The sequence below is a fragment of the Mesorhizobium sp. WSM4809 genome (genome assembly GCF_055811655.1).
Map to the genome: position 1 here is coordinate 165,240 of NZ_JBVVQW010000007.1, position 15,362 is coordinate 180,601.

The following is a 15,362-nucleotide window of genomic DNA, read 5'->3' on the forward strand; positions in this document are numbered from 1 at the left end:
ATGACTTTTCGACCCATTGTGTGGCAGGAAATCGAATGTTACGCCGCTTTGCCGATCCCTGCCGAGGCCACTCATGTCATCCGACCAGACCAGTCGCACCACGACGACCGAACGCCTTTCCACGAAGACCGTGCGCGCACTGCCTGCCTCGATCGCGACACCTGCGTATGATCGCAGCCGCGTCGTCCCGGGCATTGTGCACCTTGGTGTCGGCGCCTTCCACCGCGCCCATCAGGCAGCCTATGTCGACGATTGCCTGGCGGCAGGCGAGGCGGATTGGGGCATAACAGGCGTTTCGCTGCGCAGCACCGACACGCGCGACGCTCTCACGCCGCAGGACGGGCTCTACACGCTGGCGATCAGAAGCAGTGGAACCGAAAAGCTTCAGGTCATCGGCTCGATCGGCGCGATGCTGGTGGCGCCCGAAGACCCCAGCGCTGTGCTGGCCACGCTGACCGATCCGCGCACCCGCATCGTCACGCTGACGATCACCGAAAAAGCCTATCTGAGGGCGGCAGGCGGCGGATTGGACGCCGCCCATCCTGATATCGTCCATGATCTGGCCAATCCCCGGATGCCGAAGACAGCGCATGGTTTCCTGACCGAGGCGCTTGCCCTGCGACGCGCCGCCGGCACGCCGCCCTTCACTGTCCTGTGTTGCGACAATTTGCCGGCCAACGGCGCCACGCTGCACCGGCTGTTGGTCGAATTCGCCCAGTTGCGAGATGCCGGGCTCGCCCAATCGAGTGATGTCGGAATTGCCGACCACATCGCACACCAGGTCGCGTTTCCCTCCAGCATGGTCGATCGCATCGTGCCTGCAACCACCGACGCCGATCGGGCGCGGATCGCTGAAGAACTCGGCGTCGAGGATGCCTGGCCCGTGATGACCGAGCCGTTTTGTCAGTGGGTGGTCGAAGATAAGTTCCCGACTGGCCGGCCCGCGTGGGAACAATTCGGCGTCACCATGGTTCGCGACGTCGGCCCGTTCGAGGACATGAAGCTCAGGCTGCTCAACGGCTCGCATTCGGCCATCGCCTATCTTGGCCTGCTCAGCGGTCATGCCACCGTCGACCGCGCCTTCGCCGACCCGGCGATCCGCCAATTCGTCGATGCCTTGTGGGCCGAAGCCATCCCGACCCTGCCCGAGGATGCCGGATTGGACACGAGCGCCTATATTGCGGAGCTCGCGGAGCGTTTTTCCAACACTGCACTTGCCCATCGCACGGCGCAGATCGCCAATGACGGCAGCCAGAAACTGCCGCAGCGCATCATCGCTTCCGCCATCGAATGCCTGGAAGCCGGTACCGAACTGGTCCATCTGACCCTGGTGGTGGCTGCCTGGATCGCCGCCTGCGCCGCGCGAGGGAAAACCTTGCCGGAGGGCCATTTCACCGATCCGCTCGACGCGGCGTTGACGGAACTTTTGAGTGAGCAACTGCCGGCCAACGAAACCGTGACCGCGGTGTTCGACCTGGCCGGCTTCGCTGGGGATCACGCCGAACGCCAGACGTTGATCGAACTTGTGGCTGTGCATCTCGTCCACCTGCGACGCGACGGTCCGACCTTGGCCTTCGCCGCGCTCGGCATAGATATGAAGTAGTCATCAACCAGACTTGGTGCGGGTCCGAACCAACTCGATTCAGGCTTATTTGCCGACCGAACCGTCCAGCGTTTGCCGGGAAGAATACTCCGTGCCTTTTGAATTCCAGAACAATCGCACGGCCTTGCCGACGAGGTTTTCGTAGGGAACGAAGCCGACCATGAATCGGCTGTCGGAGGCATTGTCGCGATTGTCGCCCAGCATGAAATAGTGGCCTTCGGGCACCTCAAATTCCCGCGTGTTGTCGCCGATGGAACTGTCCGTCAGGTCGAGAACGAAATGGGTGACACCACCCGGCAGGGTCTCCCGTTCAAGCCTGGCAGGTTGCTCGCGTTCCTCGTAGGAGAAAGTGCCTGCATCCTTGAGGCCGACGGCCACATCGTTGATGTGCAGCACGCCATTGACCATCTGGATTTTGTCCCCGGGAAGACCGACGATCCGCTGGATGTAATCCACGCTGGGGTCGGGCGGGAATTTGAACACCACCACATCCCCTCGCTTGGGCTCCGCGCCGAACATGCGGCCTTCTATCGGCAACAGATTGAACGGCACGCTGTAGCGGCTGTAGCCATATGCGAATTTGGAGACGAAGAGATAGTCGCCGCCTTGCAATGTCGGCACCATACTGCTGGATGGTATCGAAAACGGCTGGAACAGGAACGAACGGATCGCAAATGCAGCCGGATAGGTAGTCAGAAAGACAAGCACCAGCACCCAAAACCCGTGCGCATACCATCTCACCGGCTTGAACCGATGGGCGAAGGGCACAACGAGCGCTGCCCCCAGGATCATCGAACCGATACCTGAAAAATTGGCCAGCCAGGCAAGATCGGTTCCCGGCAGCACCGGAAATCCGCTGTAGGCGAGTGCGAAAACGATGGCGCTGATCACCACCAGGCTGGCAACCGCCGGCTTGCCGCTGCCGATCCACAGAAATCCGCCGAATGGACCGCCGAAGGCCGACACCAGGGCCGTCGACCACCAGGAGCGTGAGGCTGTTTCTCGTTGCGCTGTTTCTTCCGTCACCGGCCCACCCCCATCCCAAGGCAGCGCGACTGTCCAACAAACAAAAAAGCGAGGCAAGGCCCCGCTTTTTACTCTTTCATCGAAACCGAATTTCAAGCCGGCAGGATGGCGCCTTCCAGCGTGGTGAGTTGGCTAAGGAACTGCTCCGCCTTGCTGCGAGCCTCGTCGTCCTTGGCATCAGTGGCGTCTTCTTTGGCTTCCTGGATGCGGCGCGCGAGATCGGCGCGGTCGACATCCTTCACCGCGACCGCCGATTCCGCCAGCAGCGTGCAGCCGGCCGGAACGATGTCGGCGAAGCCGCCGAACACCACATAGCGTTCTTCACCGCCCGCCGGGGTCTTCACCGTGACGACACCCGGCTTGATCGTGGTCATGACCGGGGCGTGATGCGCCATGACGGTCATCTCGCCTTCGGCGCCTGGAATGACGACGGATTCGACCTGCTCAGAAACCAGCAGGCGTTCCGGCGAGACCAGTTCGAACTTGAAAGCTTCAGCCATTTTGCTTCACCTTGCCGGCGATAATTTCGTCAGTCTGCAACTCGGTCCCGCAGAATGGACAGAACATGACCGCTTGATCAAAATACCCAGGACCGTCCTCTGTTTCGACAGTCCCGACCGTCACCATCAGCACCCCATCGTCGGTCTCGAAGAACGACGGCGAGGGAAGCTCTGTCATCACCTCTTGCAAGGTCGAGCAACAGAACTTCCTTTGCATATATTACGCCGCTTCAGCCGCGAGGCGCTGTGCCTTCTCGACTGCTTCCTCGATGCCGCCGACCATGTAGAAGGCGGCTTCCGGCAGGTGATCGTAGTCGCCGTTGCAAAGGCCCTTGAAGCCCTTGATGGTGTCGGCGAGATCGACCAGCTTGCCCGGCGCGCCGGTGAACACTTCGGCGACGAAGAATGGCTGCGACAGGAAGCGCTCGATCTTGCGGGCGCGGGCCACGGTCTGCTTGTCCTCTTCCGAGAGCTCGTCCATGCCCAGGATGGCGATGATGTCCTGCAGCGACTTGTAGCGCTGGAGGATCGACTGCACCTGGCGCGCGACGCCATAGTGCTCGTCGCCGACGACCAGCGGGTCGAGCATGCGCGAGGTCGAATCCAGCGGATCGACGGCCGGATAGATGCCCTTTTCGGCGATGGCGCGGTTGAGCGTCGTCGTCGCGTCAAGGTGGGCGAACGAGGTCGCCGGCGCCGGATCGGTCAAGTCGTCGGCGGGCACGTAGATGGCCTGCACGGACGTGATCGAGCCCTTGGTGGTGGTGGTGATGCGTTCCTGCAGCGCGCCCATGTCGGTGGCGAGCGTCGGCTGATAGCCGACGGCCGACGGGATGCGGCCGAGCAGAGCCGACACTTCCGAGCCAGCCTGCGTGAAGCGGAAGATGTTGTCGACGAAGAACAGCACGTCCTGGCCCTGGTCGCGGAAATATTCCGCAACCGTCAGGCCGGTCAGGCCGACGCGGGCGCGCGCGCCCGGCGGTTCGTTCATCTGGCCATAGACGAGTGCGGCCTTGGAGCCTTCGCCGCCGCCCTTCTTGTTGACGCCGGATTCGATGAACTCGTGATACAGATCGTTGCCTTCTCGGGTGCGCTCGCCGACGCCGGCGAACACCGAATAGCCGCCATGCGCCTTGGCGATGTTGTTGATCAGTTCCTGGATCAGCACGGTCTTGCCGACGCCGGCGCCGCCGAACAGGCCGATCTTGCCGCCCTTGGCGTAGGGAGCCAAGAGGTCGAGCACCTTGATGCCGGTGATCAGGATCTGCGCTTCCGTCGACTGCTCGACATAGGTCGGAGCCGGCTGGTGGATGGAGCGCATTTCGGTCGCGTCGACCGGGCCTTCTTCGTCGACCGGCTCGCCGATGACGTTGATGATGCGGCCGAGCATGCCCGGGCCGACCGGCACGGTGATCGGCGCGCCGGTGTCACGCACTTCCTGGCCGCGAACCAGACCTTCGGTCGAGTCCATGGCGATGCAGCGCACGGTGTTTTCACCCAGATGCTGGGCAACTTCGAGCACCAGGCGGTTGCCGACATTGGTCGTCTCGAGCGCGTTCAGGATCGCCGGCAGGTGATCGCCGAACTGCACGTCGACAACGGCGCCGATGACCTGGCGAACCTTGCCGGCAACGCCGGTTGCCTTGCTGGCCACTGCCGATGTCTTGGCAGCAGCGGCCTTCACCGGTGCTGCCGCCTTGGCCGGGGCCGCCTTCGCGGCTGCTGCTGGAGCCTTTGCCGCCTTCGCGGGGGCTGCGGTCTTCGCGGCAGCGGCCTTGGGGGCTGCCGTCTTGGGGGTCGCTGCTTTCGCCATCGTCTTTACCCTTTTTCGTCCTTTGTTTCTCACGCGGTCCAGTCGCGGGTCGATGACCCGCGAACCACGCCTAGAGCGCCTCGGCGCCCGAAATGATTTCGATCAGTTCCTTGGTGATCTGCGCCTGCCGCTGGCGGTTGTAGGTGATCGACAGCTTGTTGATCATGTCGCCGGCGTTGCGCGTCGCATTGTCCATGGCGCTCATCTTGGCGCCCATTTCGCCGGCCACATTTTCGAGCAGCGCCCGGAAAACCTGCACGGAGATGTTGCGCGGAATGAGGTCGGAGAGGATTTCGCCCGGCTCCGGCTCATATTCGTAGACAGCGTTGCCGCCATCGATCGCCTCGGCCGGAGCCGAAGCAACGCCGGCCGGAATGATCTGCTGCGCGGTCGGGATCTGGCTGATCACCGACTTGAACTGCGAATAGAACAGCGTGCAGATGTCGAAGCCACCTTCGTTGAAGAGGTGGATGACCTTCTTGGCGATCGCATCGGCATTGACGAAGCCGAGTGTCTTGACCTCGCGCAGATCGACGCGGTCGATGATCATCGATGCATAGTCGCGGCGCAGGATGTCGAAACCCTTCTTGCCGACGCAGATGATCTTGACCTGCTTGCCGTCCGCCAAAAGCTTGCGAATATGGTCGCGGGCAAGGCGGGCGATCTGTGAATTGAAGCCGCCGCACAGGCCGCGCTCGGCGGTGCAGACGACGAGCAGGTGCACGTCGTCCTTGCCGGTGCCGGTCATCAGCGCCGGGGCATCGCCGCCGCCGCCGATTGCCTGGGTGATGTTGGCCAGCACGGAACCCATGCGCTCCGAATAGGGGCGCGCCGCTTCCGCGGCCTCTTGCGCACGGCGCAGCTTCGCCGCGGCGACCATCTGCATCGCCTTGGTGATCTTCTGCGTCGCCTTGACCGAGGCGATACGGTTACGAAGGTCTTTTAATGAAGGCATGCTTCAAACCTGATCCCGTCTTGTCTCATCCCGACTGGCAATTCGCTCAGGCGAAGGTCTTGGCGAAAGCGTCGATCTCGGCCTTCAGCTTGGCGCGCAGATCGTCCGACAGCGCCTTTTCCTTGCGGATGGCATCGAGGACGTCCTTGCCGGCCGAACGCATGTGGCTGAGCAGGCCATGCTCGAACTTGCCGACCTGGTTGACCGGCAGCTTGTCGAGATAGCCGTTGACGCCGGCGAAGATCACCGCGACCTGCTCTTCCGTCTTCAGCGGCGAGAACTGCGGCTGCTTCAGGAGTTCGGTGAGGCGCGATCCGCGGTTGAGCAGGCGCTGCGTGGCGGCGTCGAGATCCGAGCCGAACTGCGCGAAGGCCGCCATTTCGCGGTACTGCGCGAGCTCGCCCTTGATCGAGCCGGCAACCTGCTTCATCGCCTTGATCTGCGCGGCCGAACCGACGCGGCTGACCGACAGACCGACGTTCACCGCAGGACGAATACCCTGGAAGAACAGGTTGGTCTCGAGGAAGATCTGGCCGTCGGTGATCGAGATCACGTTGGTCGGGATATAGGCCGACACGTCGTTGGCCTGCGTCTCGATGATCGGCAGGGCGGTCAGCGACCCACCGCCCAGATCGTCGTTGAGCTTGGCAGCGCGCTCGAGCAGGCGCGAGTGCAGGTAGAAGACGTCGCCCGGATAGGCTTCGCGGCCCGGCGGGCGACGCAGCAGCAGCGACATCTGGCGGTAGGCGACGGCCTGCTTCGACAGATCGTCATAGCTGATCAGCGCGTGCATGCCATTGTCGCGGAAATATTCGCCCATGGTGGCGCCGGCGAACGGCGCCAGGAACTGCATCGGTGCTGGATCGGAAGCGGTGGCGGCGACGATGATCGAATATTCGAGCGCGCCGCGCTCTTCCAGCACCTTGACGAACTGCGCGACGGTCGAGCGCTTCTGGCCGACGGCGACGTAGACGCAGTAGAGCTTTTCCTTCTCGGGGCCGTTGTCGTGCACCGATTTCTGGTTGAGCATCGTGTCGAGGATAATGGCGGTCTTGCCGGTCTGGCGATCGCCGATGACCAGCTCGCGCTGGCCGCGGCCGACCGGGATCAGCGCATCGATGGCCTTGAGGCCGGTCGACATCGGCTCGTTCACCGACTTGCGCGGAATGATGCCGGGCGCCTTGACGTCGACGCGCTTGCGCTCGACTGCCTTGATCGGACCCTTGCCGTCGATCGGATTGCCGAGCGCATCGACGACGCGGCCGAGCAGGCCGGGGCCGACGGGGACGTCGACGATGGCGCCGGTGCGCTTGACGATGTCGCCTTCCTTGATGTCGCGGTCGGCGCCGAAGATGACGACGCCGACATTGTCGGCTTCGAGGTTGAGCGCCATGCCGCGGATGCCGCCGGGGAACTCGACCATCTCGCCGGCCTGGACATTGTCGAGGCCGTAGACACGGGCGATACCGTCACCGACGGACAGCACCTGTCCGACTTCGGAGACCTCGGCCTCCTTGCCGAAATTCTTGATCTGGTCTTTCAGAATTGCGGAAATTTCCGCGGCGCGGATGTCCATCAGCCGACCTCTTTCAGTGCAAGCTTGAGCGAATTGAGTTTGGTTTTGAGCGACGTATCGATCTGGCGCGAGCCCATCTTGACCACCAGCCCGCCGAGCAGCGACGGATCGACGGTGACGGAGATAGCCACGTCCTTGCCGGCAACGCTCTTCAGCGCCGCCTTGAGTTCGGTCTGCTGGGCAGCCGTCAGCTCGTGCGCCGACGTCACTTCAGCAGCGGTCTCGCCACGATGTTCGGCTGATATCTGGCGGAACGCCCTGATCATGCCGGGAATGGCGAACAGCCGGCGGTTGCGGGCGACGACGCGCAGGAAATTTCCGGTGAGGCCGGCGATCCCGGCCTTGTCGGCGATCGCCGCGATGGCCTTCGCCTGGTCCTCGCTGGAGAACACCGGGCTGTTGATCAGCCGGGTGAGATCAGCGCTGCCCGCGAGCATGGCTTCGAAGCTGTTGAGGTCGGCTTCGACCTTGGCCACGGAATTTGCCTGCAGGGCGAGTTCGAACAGCGAACCCGCATAGCGTTCTGCGGCACCTGAGATTGGCGATGACGATTGAGCCACGGACCGTCTTTTCTCTTGTCTGACAGGCCGTAGATTGTTGGCGCGAGCAAAAACTCTGGCTAAATCTTTGACCTTACTGCATTTTTTCGAGCACGGAGGCGCGGCTTCCGCTATCCCCGGCCGAAAGTCGATTGCCGTCTAGCACAGGCATTTTAAGACCGCAATGCGTCGTTCCGCATGGTTTTCAGGCACTATTGTCGCATCCGGCGAAAGTCGCCCGTCTTCCATCGCGGAATACCCAACGATTCAAGGCAGAAAGCCGAAGGCAAAGGCGAGCGGCAACGCCGCCAGCACCAATTCCAGCACAATGGAAACCCAATTGAAAGGCGTGTTGGCGCCATCAGACATCATCGACAGCAGCCGACCGAAGGCTGTGAACAGCCAGGAGAAGCCAAGCGCCATGTAGATCAGCGGCTGCGCCAGCAGGATACAGCACAAGCCGACACCCAGATAAAAGCCCGACATCCTGCCGCGCCCCTCGGCGATCGCAGCAACCTTCTCTGGCTTGACCTGCAGGCGCAGGGCACGGAAGGCGATACCAGGTGCCAGAAAAAACAAAAGACCGAGCAGCACGGTGAAGACGGCGCTCGACCAGGCCAGCCATTCGCCCTGGCTCGTCGGCCACGGAAGCGCAAAATCCATTTTGTCCCCTCGAAATGCCTGTTTTGAAATTCCAGGCATTCTAACGGAGGAAAACCGCCGCGCCAGATGGCTTCAGGCACTTTAGGATAGGCGCATCAACCGAGCGCGAATTCCACAGCCGCCTCGGCATGAATGCGCGTCGTGTCGAAGACCGGGATGTCGAAATCCTGCTGGCCGATGAGCATGGTGATCTCGGTGCAGCCCATGATGACGCTGTCGGCCGCCTCTTCGCGGCGCAGGCGTTCGGTCTCGGCGATATAGGCCGCCTTCGAGACCTCCGTGACGATGCCCTGGCACAGTTCCTCGTAGATGACGCGATGAACCATGTCGCGGCCGGCGGCATCGGGTACGACGGGGCTCAAGCCATATATCTCGGTGAGCCGGCCCTTGTAGAAATCCTGTTCCATCGTAAAGCGCGTCGCTAGCAGCGCCGGGCGTTGCATGCCGGCGCGCTTGACCGCCACCGCGGTGGCGTCGGCGATGTGGATCAGCGGGATCGACACCGACGCCTGCACTTGGTCGGCCAGTTTGTGCATGGTGTTGGTGCACAAAAGCAGACCTTCCGCGCCTCCGGCCTCGAGCTTGCGCGCCGCTTCTACGAGGAGCACACCGGCGCCGTCCCAGTCGCCATGATGCTGCCGCTCGGCGATTTCGGCAAAGTCGAACGACCACAGAAGCAGTTTCGCCGAATGCAAGCCGCCCAGCCGCTCGCGCACGATCTCGTTGAGCAGGCGATAGTAGATGGCGGTCGATTCCCAGCTCATGCCGCCGAGAAGGCCGAGGGTTTTCATATGAGTTTCCACATCTCGCTGGCTTGCGGGCAACCTATCGCTGAAAGCGCGACCTTACAAAAAGCTCTGCGGGTCGATGTCGACCTGCACCCTGACCGAGCCGCGCTGCTTCGGCCCGTCGGCAAGCATCGCGCGAATAAAACCTTGCATGTCGGCGCGCCGTTCGCCCTGGATCAGCAGGCGGAAGCGGTGGCGGCCGCCGAGCAGGGACAGCGGCGCCTCCGCCGGCCCCAGCACGAACAGATCGGTCGCCTCGGGCGCGGCGCGGCGCAGGCCGCGTGCATGGCCCTCGGCTTCTGCCCGTGTCACCGCGCTGACGATGACGCCGGCGAGCCGGCCGAAAGGCGGCAGGGCAGCCCGTTCGCGCTCGGCAATCTCGCGCTCGTAAAAAGCCTCGGCGTCGCCGGAGACGATTGCCCGCATCACCGGATGCTCGGGCTGAAAAGTCTGCAGCAGGCCAAGGCTCTTCTTGCCGGTGCGGCCGGCTCGCCCGGTGACCTGGCTGAGCAGCTGGAACGTGCGCTCTGCGGCGCGCGGATCGCCATTGGCAAGTCCGAGATCGGCATCGACGACGCCGACCAAAGTCATGTTGGGAAAATTGTGGCCCTTGGCGACGAGCTGCGTGCCGATGACGATGTCGGCCTGGCCATCGGCGATCGCCTCCAGCTCCAGCCGCAGCCGCCGCACGCCGCCCATCAGGTCCGACGACAAAACGATGGTGCGCGCGTCGGGAAAATGCGTAACGACCTCTTCGGCGATCCGCTCGACGCCCGGTCCGCAGGCGACCAGATGATCCAGCGTGCCGCATTCCGGGCAGGCCTCGGGGCGGCGCTCATTGTGCCCGCAATGATGGCAGACCAGTTGGCCGCGAAACCGGTGCTCGACCAGCCAGGCCGAGCAGACCGGGCAGCCGAAGCGGTGGCCACAAACCCGGCACAGCGTCAGCGGCGCATAGCCGCGCCGATTGAGGAACAGCAGCGACTGCTCCTGCCTCTCCAGCGTCTGGCGCATCTGGTCGAGCAGCACCGGCGACAGGAAACCGCCACGCGCCGGCGGCGCGCGCCGCATGTCGACCGCCTTCAGGTGCGGAAGCGCCGCCTCGGCGAAGCGAGCGGAAAGCACCGCTCTGTTATATTTACCTTGGCTGGCATTGACCCGGCTTTCGACCGACGGCGTCGCCGACGCCAGCACCACCGGAAAGCTGCCGATATGGCCGCGCACCACGGCCATATCACGCGCATTGTAGAAGACGCGGTCCTCCTGCTTGTAGGCAGGGTCGTGCTCCTCGTCGACGACGATCAGGCCGAGCTCCTTGAACGGCAGGAACAGCGCCGAGCGCGCGCCGGCGACGACCCGCACACCGCCCTCCGCCACTTGCCGCCAAACCCGCTCGCGCATCCGCGGCGGCAGGTCGGAATGCCATTCGCCCGGCTTGGCGCCGAAGCGCTGCTGGAAGCGCTCGAGAAAGGCATGCGTCAGCGCGATTTCCGGCAGCAGGATCAGCACCTGCCTGCCCTGGTCGAGCGCAGCCGCCACCGCCTCGAAATAGACCTCGGTCTTACCCGATCCGGTGACGCCGTCGAGCAGCGCGACGTTGAACACGCCGGCTGCGACATTGGCGCGCAGCATCTGCGCCGCGGCGCTCTGGTCCGGCATCAGTTCCGGAATGGCGTAGCCGGGATCGGGCGCGGCCACCACCGGGCGCGGCGGGATCATCACGGTCTCGAACACGCCTTGCGCCCTCAGGCCGTCAATCACTGTCGACGACACGCCGGCGGCGTGAGCGAGGCCGGAGCGCGTCCAGGCAAGGCCGCCTTCGGCCGTCTCCAGCACACGCTGCCTGGCCCCCGTCATCCGGTCGGGTGCGAGAAGCGTGCGCTGCAGCCCTTCGATCCACGGTTCGGGGTCGAAAGCCTCCGGCGCCCTGAGCAGCATGCGCGCCACCATGCCCGGAGGCGACAGCGTGTACTGCGCCACCCAGTCGACGAAACGGCGCATCGCTCGGTCGATCGGCGGGCAGTCGAAGACCTGTTCGATGGGGCGCAGCTTTTTCGCGTCGACCTTCTCGACCGCGCCGTCCCAGACGATGCCGGCGACCTGCCGCGGCCCGAGCGGCACGCGCACGATCGAGCCCGGCACCACGCGCATGCCGGCCGGCACGGCATAGGTGTAGGGGCGTTCGGCGGGCATCGGCACCAGCACCGGTGCGGCTGCGACAAAGGGCGAATCTTCGATCATGAGGCGTGACCTTGCCCTGACTTTGGTCTAGATCAAAGGCCGACCCCGAATGTGCATGACATGCACATGAAAATCTTCAGGAGACCCGCCATGAAATTTTTTGTCGACACAGCCGACGTCAAGGATATCCGTGAGCTGAACGATCTGGGGCTGCTCGACGGCGTCACCACCAATCCGTCGCTGATCCTCAAATCCGGCGGCAAGATCGCCGACGTCACCAAAGAGATTTGCGACATCGTCAAGGGTCCGGTCTCGGCTGAAGTCACCGCCACTGAATATTCCGAGATGATGCAGCAGGCCAAGGTTCTGGCCAAGATCGCCGACAATGTCTGCATCAAGGTGCCGCTGACGCTGGACGGTCTCAAGGCCTGCAAGACGATCCGCACCGAGATGAACCGCCTGGTCAACGTCACGCTGTGCTTTTCGGCCAACCAGGCGCTGCTGGCGGCCAAGGCCGGTGCCTCGTTCATCTCGCCCTTCGTCGGCCGCGTCGACGACATCGGCATCGACGGCATGGAGCTGATCCAGGAGATCAGGCAGATCTACGACAATTACGATTTCCAGACTGAGATCCTCGTCGCTTCGGTGCGCACCGTGAACCACGTCAAGCAGGCGGCCCTCATCGGCGCCGATGTCGTGACCGCCCCCCCGGCGACCCTGAAGGCGCTGGTCAAGCACCCGCTGACCGACAAGGGCCTGGAACAGTTCCTCGCCGACTGGGCAAAGACCGGCCAGAAGATCGGCTGAAGCCGCACCACTTTCAACTGAAAAAGGCCGGGTGACCGGCCTTTTTTAATGTGCTTCAGGCGCCAAGGGTCCGCCGCTCAGTCCGCACTGTCATCGTCAGGCGCGGTCGCCTGCTGGCGCCGTCCCATGATGATTTCGCGTTTGCCGACATGGTTGGGTGCGCCGACCAATCCTTCCTTTTCCATGCGCTCGACCAGGGATGCGGCGCGGTTGTAGCCGATGCCCAGGCGCCGCTGGATGTAGGACGTCGAACACTTCTTGTCGCGCACCACCACCTTGACCGCCTCGTCGTAGATGGCATCGCTGTCTTCGGCTGCAACGGATCCCTTGTCGAAGACCGCCTGGTCGTCTTCGATTTCTTCCTCATCCTCGTCGGCTGTCACGGTTTCCAGATATTCTGGGCGGCCCTGCGCCTTCAGATGCGCCACGACATGCTCGACCTCCGCGTCGGAAACAAAGGGCCCGTGCACGCGCGAAATGCGCCCGCCACCCATCATGTGCAGCATGTCGCCCTGGCCAAGCAGCTGTTCGGCCCCCTGTTCGCCCAGGATGGTGCGGCTGTCGATCTTGGATGTCACCTGGAAGGAAATCCGGGTCGGAAAATTGGCCTTGATCGTGCCGGTGATGACATCGACCGAGGGGCGCTGCGTCGCCATGATCAGATGAATGCCGGCCGCGCGCGCCATCTGCGCCAGACGCTGGATGGCGCCTTCGATCTCCTTGCCGGCAACCATCATCAGGTCAGCCATCTCATCGACGATGACGACGATGTAGGGCATCGGCGCAAGGTCGATTTCCTGCTGTTCGAAAAGCGGCTCGCCGGTGCCTTTTTCGAAGCCGGTCTGCACGGTCATGACAACCGTCTCGCCCTTGTCGCGGGCAGTGGCGGCGCGCTCATTGTAGCCATCGATGTTGCGCACACCGAGCCGCGCCATCTTGCGATAACGGTCCTCCATTTCGCGCACGGCCCATTTTAACGCCGTGACGGCTTTTTTGGGGTCCGTGACGACGGGCGTCAGAAGATGCGGGATGCCGTCATAGACGGAGAGTTCGAGCATCTTGGGATCGACCATGATCAGCCGGCATTCTTCCGGCTTCAGCCGGTAGAGCAGCGACAGGATCATGGTGTTGATGGCAACCGACTTGCCGGAGCCGGTGGTTCCGGCCACCAGCAGATGCGGCATTTTCGCCAGCTCGGCGATAACAGGCTCACCGCCGATCGTCTTGCCGAGACAAAGCGCCAGCTTACAGCTGGTCTTGCGGAAGCCTTCCGATTCGATCAGCTCGCGGAAATAGACGGTTTCGCGGGTCTCGTTGGGAAGCTCGATGCCGATGACGTTGCGGCCAGGCACGACGGCGACGCGCGCCGAAATCGCAGACATGGAGCGGGCGATGTCATCGGCAAGCCCGATGACACGCGAGGATTTGACGCCCGGCGCCGGCTCGAACTCATAAAGCGTGACCACCGGGCCTGGGCGAACATGAATGATTTCGCCACGCACGCCGAAGTCCTCGAGCACGCTTTCCAGCAGATCGGCGTTCTGCTCGAGCCGCTCCTGCGACATGTAGAAGCCTTGTCCCTCCGGAGGCTGCTGCAACAGCTCTTCCGAGGGAAGCTCATAGGGATCGCCCGCGGTTGACAGCACGACCTTTCCAGCCCCAGGCAAGCGCGCAGAGCGGGCGGCAACGGCCCTGGCAGGGACGTTCACAATTGGCGCGGCCGACGCGGAAACGGCGTCGCTTTTGGCGGCTGGGATTGCGACAGGCTGGACCGGCGACGGCGCATCGCTCGCCGGCACGCCGGGTTGGGCCACGGCCTGGTTCGAATTGGCCGGACAAGCATCCGGCAACGGCTTCAAGGCTTGGCCCGGAAGGCAGTCGATGACACGAAACAATGCGGTGGCATCGGTCCCTGGGCGAATATCGATCGGCGTAGTGGTGACTGGCGCCACGGCGAGCGGCGCAGGCGACGCTGGACTGGTCTGCCGGGCCGGCGACGAAACGTCGACCAGATAGGGTGCCATGGCCTCGAAGAAGGCATGATCCGAAAGATATGGCCAGCGCAACCTTTCGGAAGTGGTCGTTTTGGCGCCCGGAGCAACGGACGCGCGCGCGGATGCCCGTGCCATAGCGACCGTCCTCGGCGGCATCGGCGCAACGGCTGGCACCTTCTCCCTGGCGCGCCCCGCGGCAACAAAAGCAGCAGCCGGCGGCAGTGGCCCTTGCGTGGCGTGGCCGGCCAGCGGCTGGGAAGCAGGGCTTTTCACCGAAGCCGGCAATGCCAGGAGCGAAGGCGCGGAGGACGCCCCTTTGATCATGGATTGCGCAACGGCTTGCTCTGCTGGGCGCGTCGCGGCGTGTTCGACAACACGCTCGTGCTGCGGACGATGCTTCCTGGCCTCATAGTCCGGCGTGCGTGTAAAACGCACGTTGGGTGCAAGGAAGAAATATTCCTGCCAGGCAGGGCTCTCGATATCGCCGATTTTCGAAAGCGTGTCGTCCGAGCCACCCCGCGGCTCCATATAGGGCCGCTTGTTGCCACCGAGATCGACCACCGGCACTGAATAACCGGCCTGGCGTGTGGCGGGCTGCCGGCCGCCCGGCTCCTTGCGAGCCGGACGATCAAGGTCGCCTGCCGCAGAAGAACCTCGCTGACCACCCCTGTCGCCGATGCTCTCGGAGCGCTTCCCCTCGGGATCATCAGGCGATGCGGCCGTCGATAAATTGACCCGGGAAAAACGCTTGGCTTCCATTCTCAAGACTCACTCTGAAATGTCTGCCGAGCAATAGGGAGCGAGTGGTTAACAGTTGCTTCCCGGATGGATCGCCGACCATCCTGGGCACCAAAATCTTCGTGGTAATCTGCGAGCGACACGGCACGATCGTCGTCTCGCCGCTTCCACGCCGGTGG

13 protein-coding genes are annotated in these 15,362 nt (G+C 63.4%); 2 read left to right on the forward strand and 11 right to left on the reverse strand.

What is annotated here, in order from left to right; translation table 11 throughout:
- Positions 1-73 precede the first annotated feature (73 nt).
- On the forward strand, positions 74-1,603 hold the full coding sequence (locus AC0L24_RS19725; protein ID WP_292136215.1) for a mannitol dehydrogenase family protein: 1,530 nt from the start codon (positions 74-76) through the stop codon (positions 1,601-1,603).
- A gap of 45 nt (positions 1,604-1,648) precedes the next feature.
- On the opposite strand, the gene lepB is transcribed toward AC0L24_RS19725, so the two are convergent.
- From lepB to AC0L24_RS19775, 10 genes are all read right to left on the reverse strand, one after another.
- A complete protein-coding gene (gene lepB, locus AC0L24_RS19730) occupies positions 1,649-2,395 on the reverse strand; it encodes a signal peptidase I (RefSeq protein ID WP_127397902.1) in 747 nt (248 codons plus the stop codon).
- A 326-nt stretch (positions 2,396-2,721) separates the two neighbouring features.
- The gene (locus tag AC0L24_RS19735; protein WP_127808809.1) at positions 2,722-3,129 is read right to left on the reverse strand and encodes a F0F1 ATP synthase subunit epsilon; all 408 of its coding nucleotides are present in this window, start codon (positions 3,127-3,129) and stop codon (positions 2,722-2,724) included.
- The gene (locus tag AC0L24_RS19740) at positions 3,122-3,307 is read right to left on the reverse strand and encodes a hypothetical protein (RefSeq protein ID WP_473564077.1); all 186 of its coding nucleotides are present in this window, start codon (positions 3,305-3,307) and stop codon (positions 3,122-3,124) included. Before AC0L24_RS19740 ends, AC0L24_RS19735 begins: the two co-directional genes overlap by 8 nt.
- A gap of 42 nt (positions 3,308-3,349) precedes the next feature.
- The gene (gene atpD, locus AC0L24_RS19745; protein ID WP_164873751.1) at positions 3,350-4,942 is read right to left on the reverse strand and encodes a F0F1 ATP synthase subunit beta; all 1,593 of its coding nucleotides are present in this window, start codon (positions 4,940-4,942) and stop codon (positions 3,350-3,352) included.
- 70 nt (positions 4,943-5,012) lie between these two features.
- On the reverse strand, positions 5,013-5,897 hold the full coding sequence (locus tag AC0L24_RS19750; protein WP_127261419.1) for a F0F1 ATP synthase subunit gamma: 885 nt from the start codon (positions 5,895-5,897) through the stop codon (positions 5,013-5,015).
- Between the two features lie 46 nt (positions 5,898-5,943).
- The gene (atpA, locus tag AC0L24_RS19755) at positions 5,944-7,473 is read right to left on the reverse strand and encodes a F0F1 ATP synthase subunit alpha (protein WP_023811756.1); all 1,530 of its coding nucleotides are present in this window, start codon (positions 7,471-7,473) and stop codon (positions 5,944-5,946) included.
- Complete coding sequence (locus tag AC0L24_RS19760; RefSeq protein WP_473564079.1) at positions 7,473-8,033, reverse strand: F0F1 ATP synthase subunit delta; 561 nt, start codon at positions 8,031-8,033, stop codon at positions 7,473-7,475. The genes atpA and AC0L24_RS19760 overlap by 1 nt, the downstream gene beginning before the upstream one ends.
- A 246-nt stretch (positions 8,034-8,279) precedes the next feature.
- Positions 8,280-8,675, reverse strand: a complete 396-nt coding sequence (locus tag AC0L24_RS19765; RefSeq protein ID WP_127808807.1) for an AGROH133_08824 family phage infection protein — start codon at positions 8,673-8,675, stop codon at positions 8,280-8,282.
- Between the two features lie 95 nt (positions 8,676-8,770).
- Positions 8,771-9,466: an aspartate/glutamate racemase family protein gene (locus tag AC0L24_RS19770; protein WP_473564080.1), complete on the reverse strand. Its 696-nt coding sequence runs from the start codon at positions 9,464-9,466 to the stop codon at positions 8,771-8,773.
- A 54-nt stretch (positions 9,467-9,520) separates the two neighbouring features.
- A complete protein-coding gene (locus AC0L24_RS19775) occupies positions 9,521-11,704 on the reverse strand; it encodes a primosomal protein N' (protein WP_127808805.1) in 2,184 nt (727 codons plus the stop codon).
- Positions 11,705-11,794: 90 nt separating this feature from the next.
- Between AC0L24_RS19775 and fsa the strand changes: the two genes are divergently transcribed.
- A complete protein-coding gene (gene fsa / locus AC0L24_RS19780) occupies positions 11,795-12,451 on the forward strand; it encodes a fructose-6-phosphate aldolase (protein ID WP_127270489.1) in 657 nt (218 codons plus the stop codon).
- A 77-nt stretch (positions 12,452-12,528) separates the two neighbouring features.
- Here fsa and AC0L24_RS19785 read toward each other — a convergent pair whose 3' ends face one another.
- On the reverse strand, positions 12,529-15,204 hold the full coding sequence (locus tag AC0L24_RS19785) for a DNA translocase FtsK (protein ID WP_127808804.1): 2,676 nt from the start codon (positions 15,202-15,204) through the stop codon (positions 12,529-12,531).
- Between the last annotated feature and the right edge of the window lie 158 nt (positions 15,205-15,362).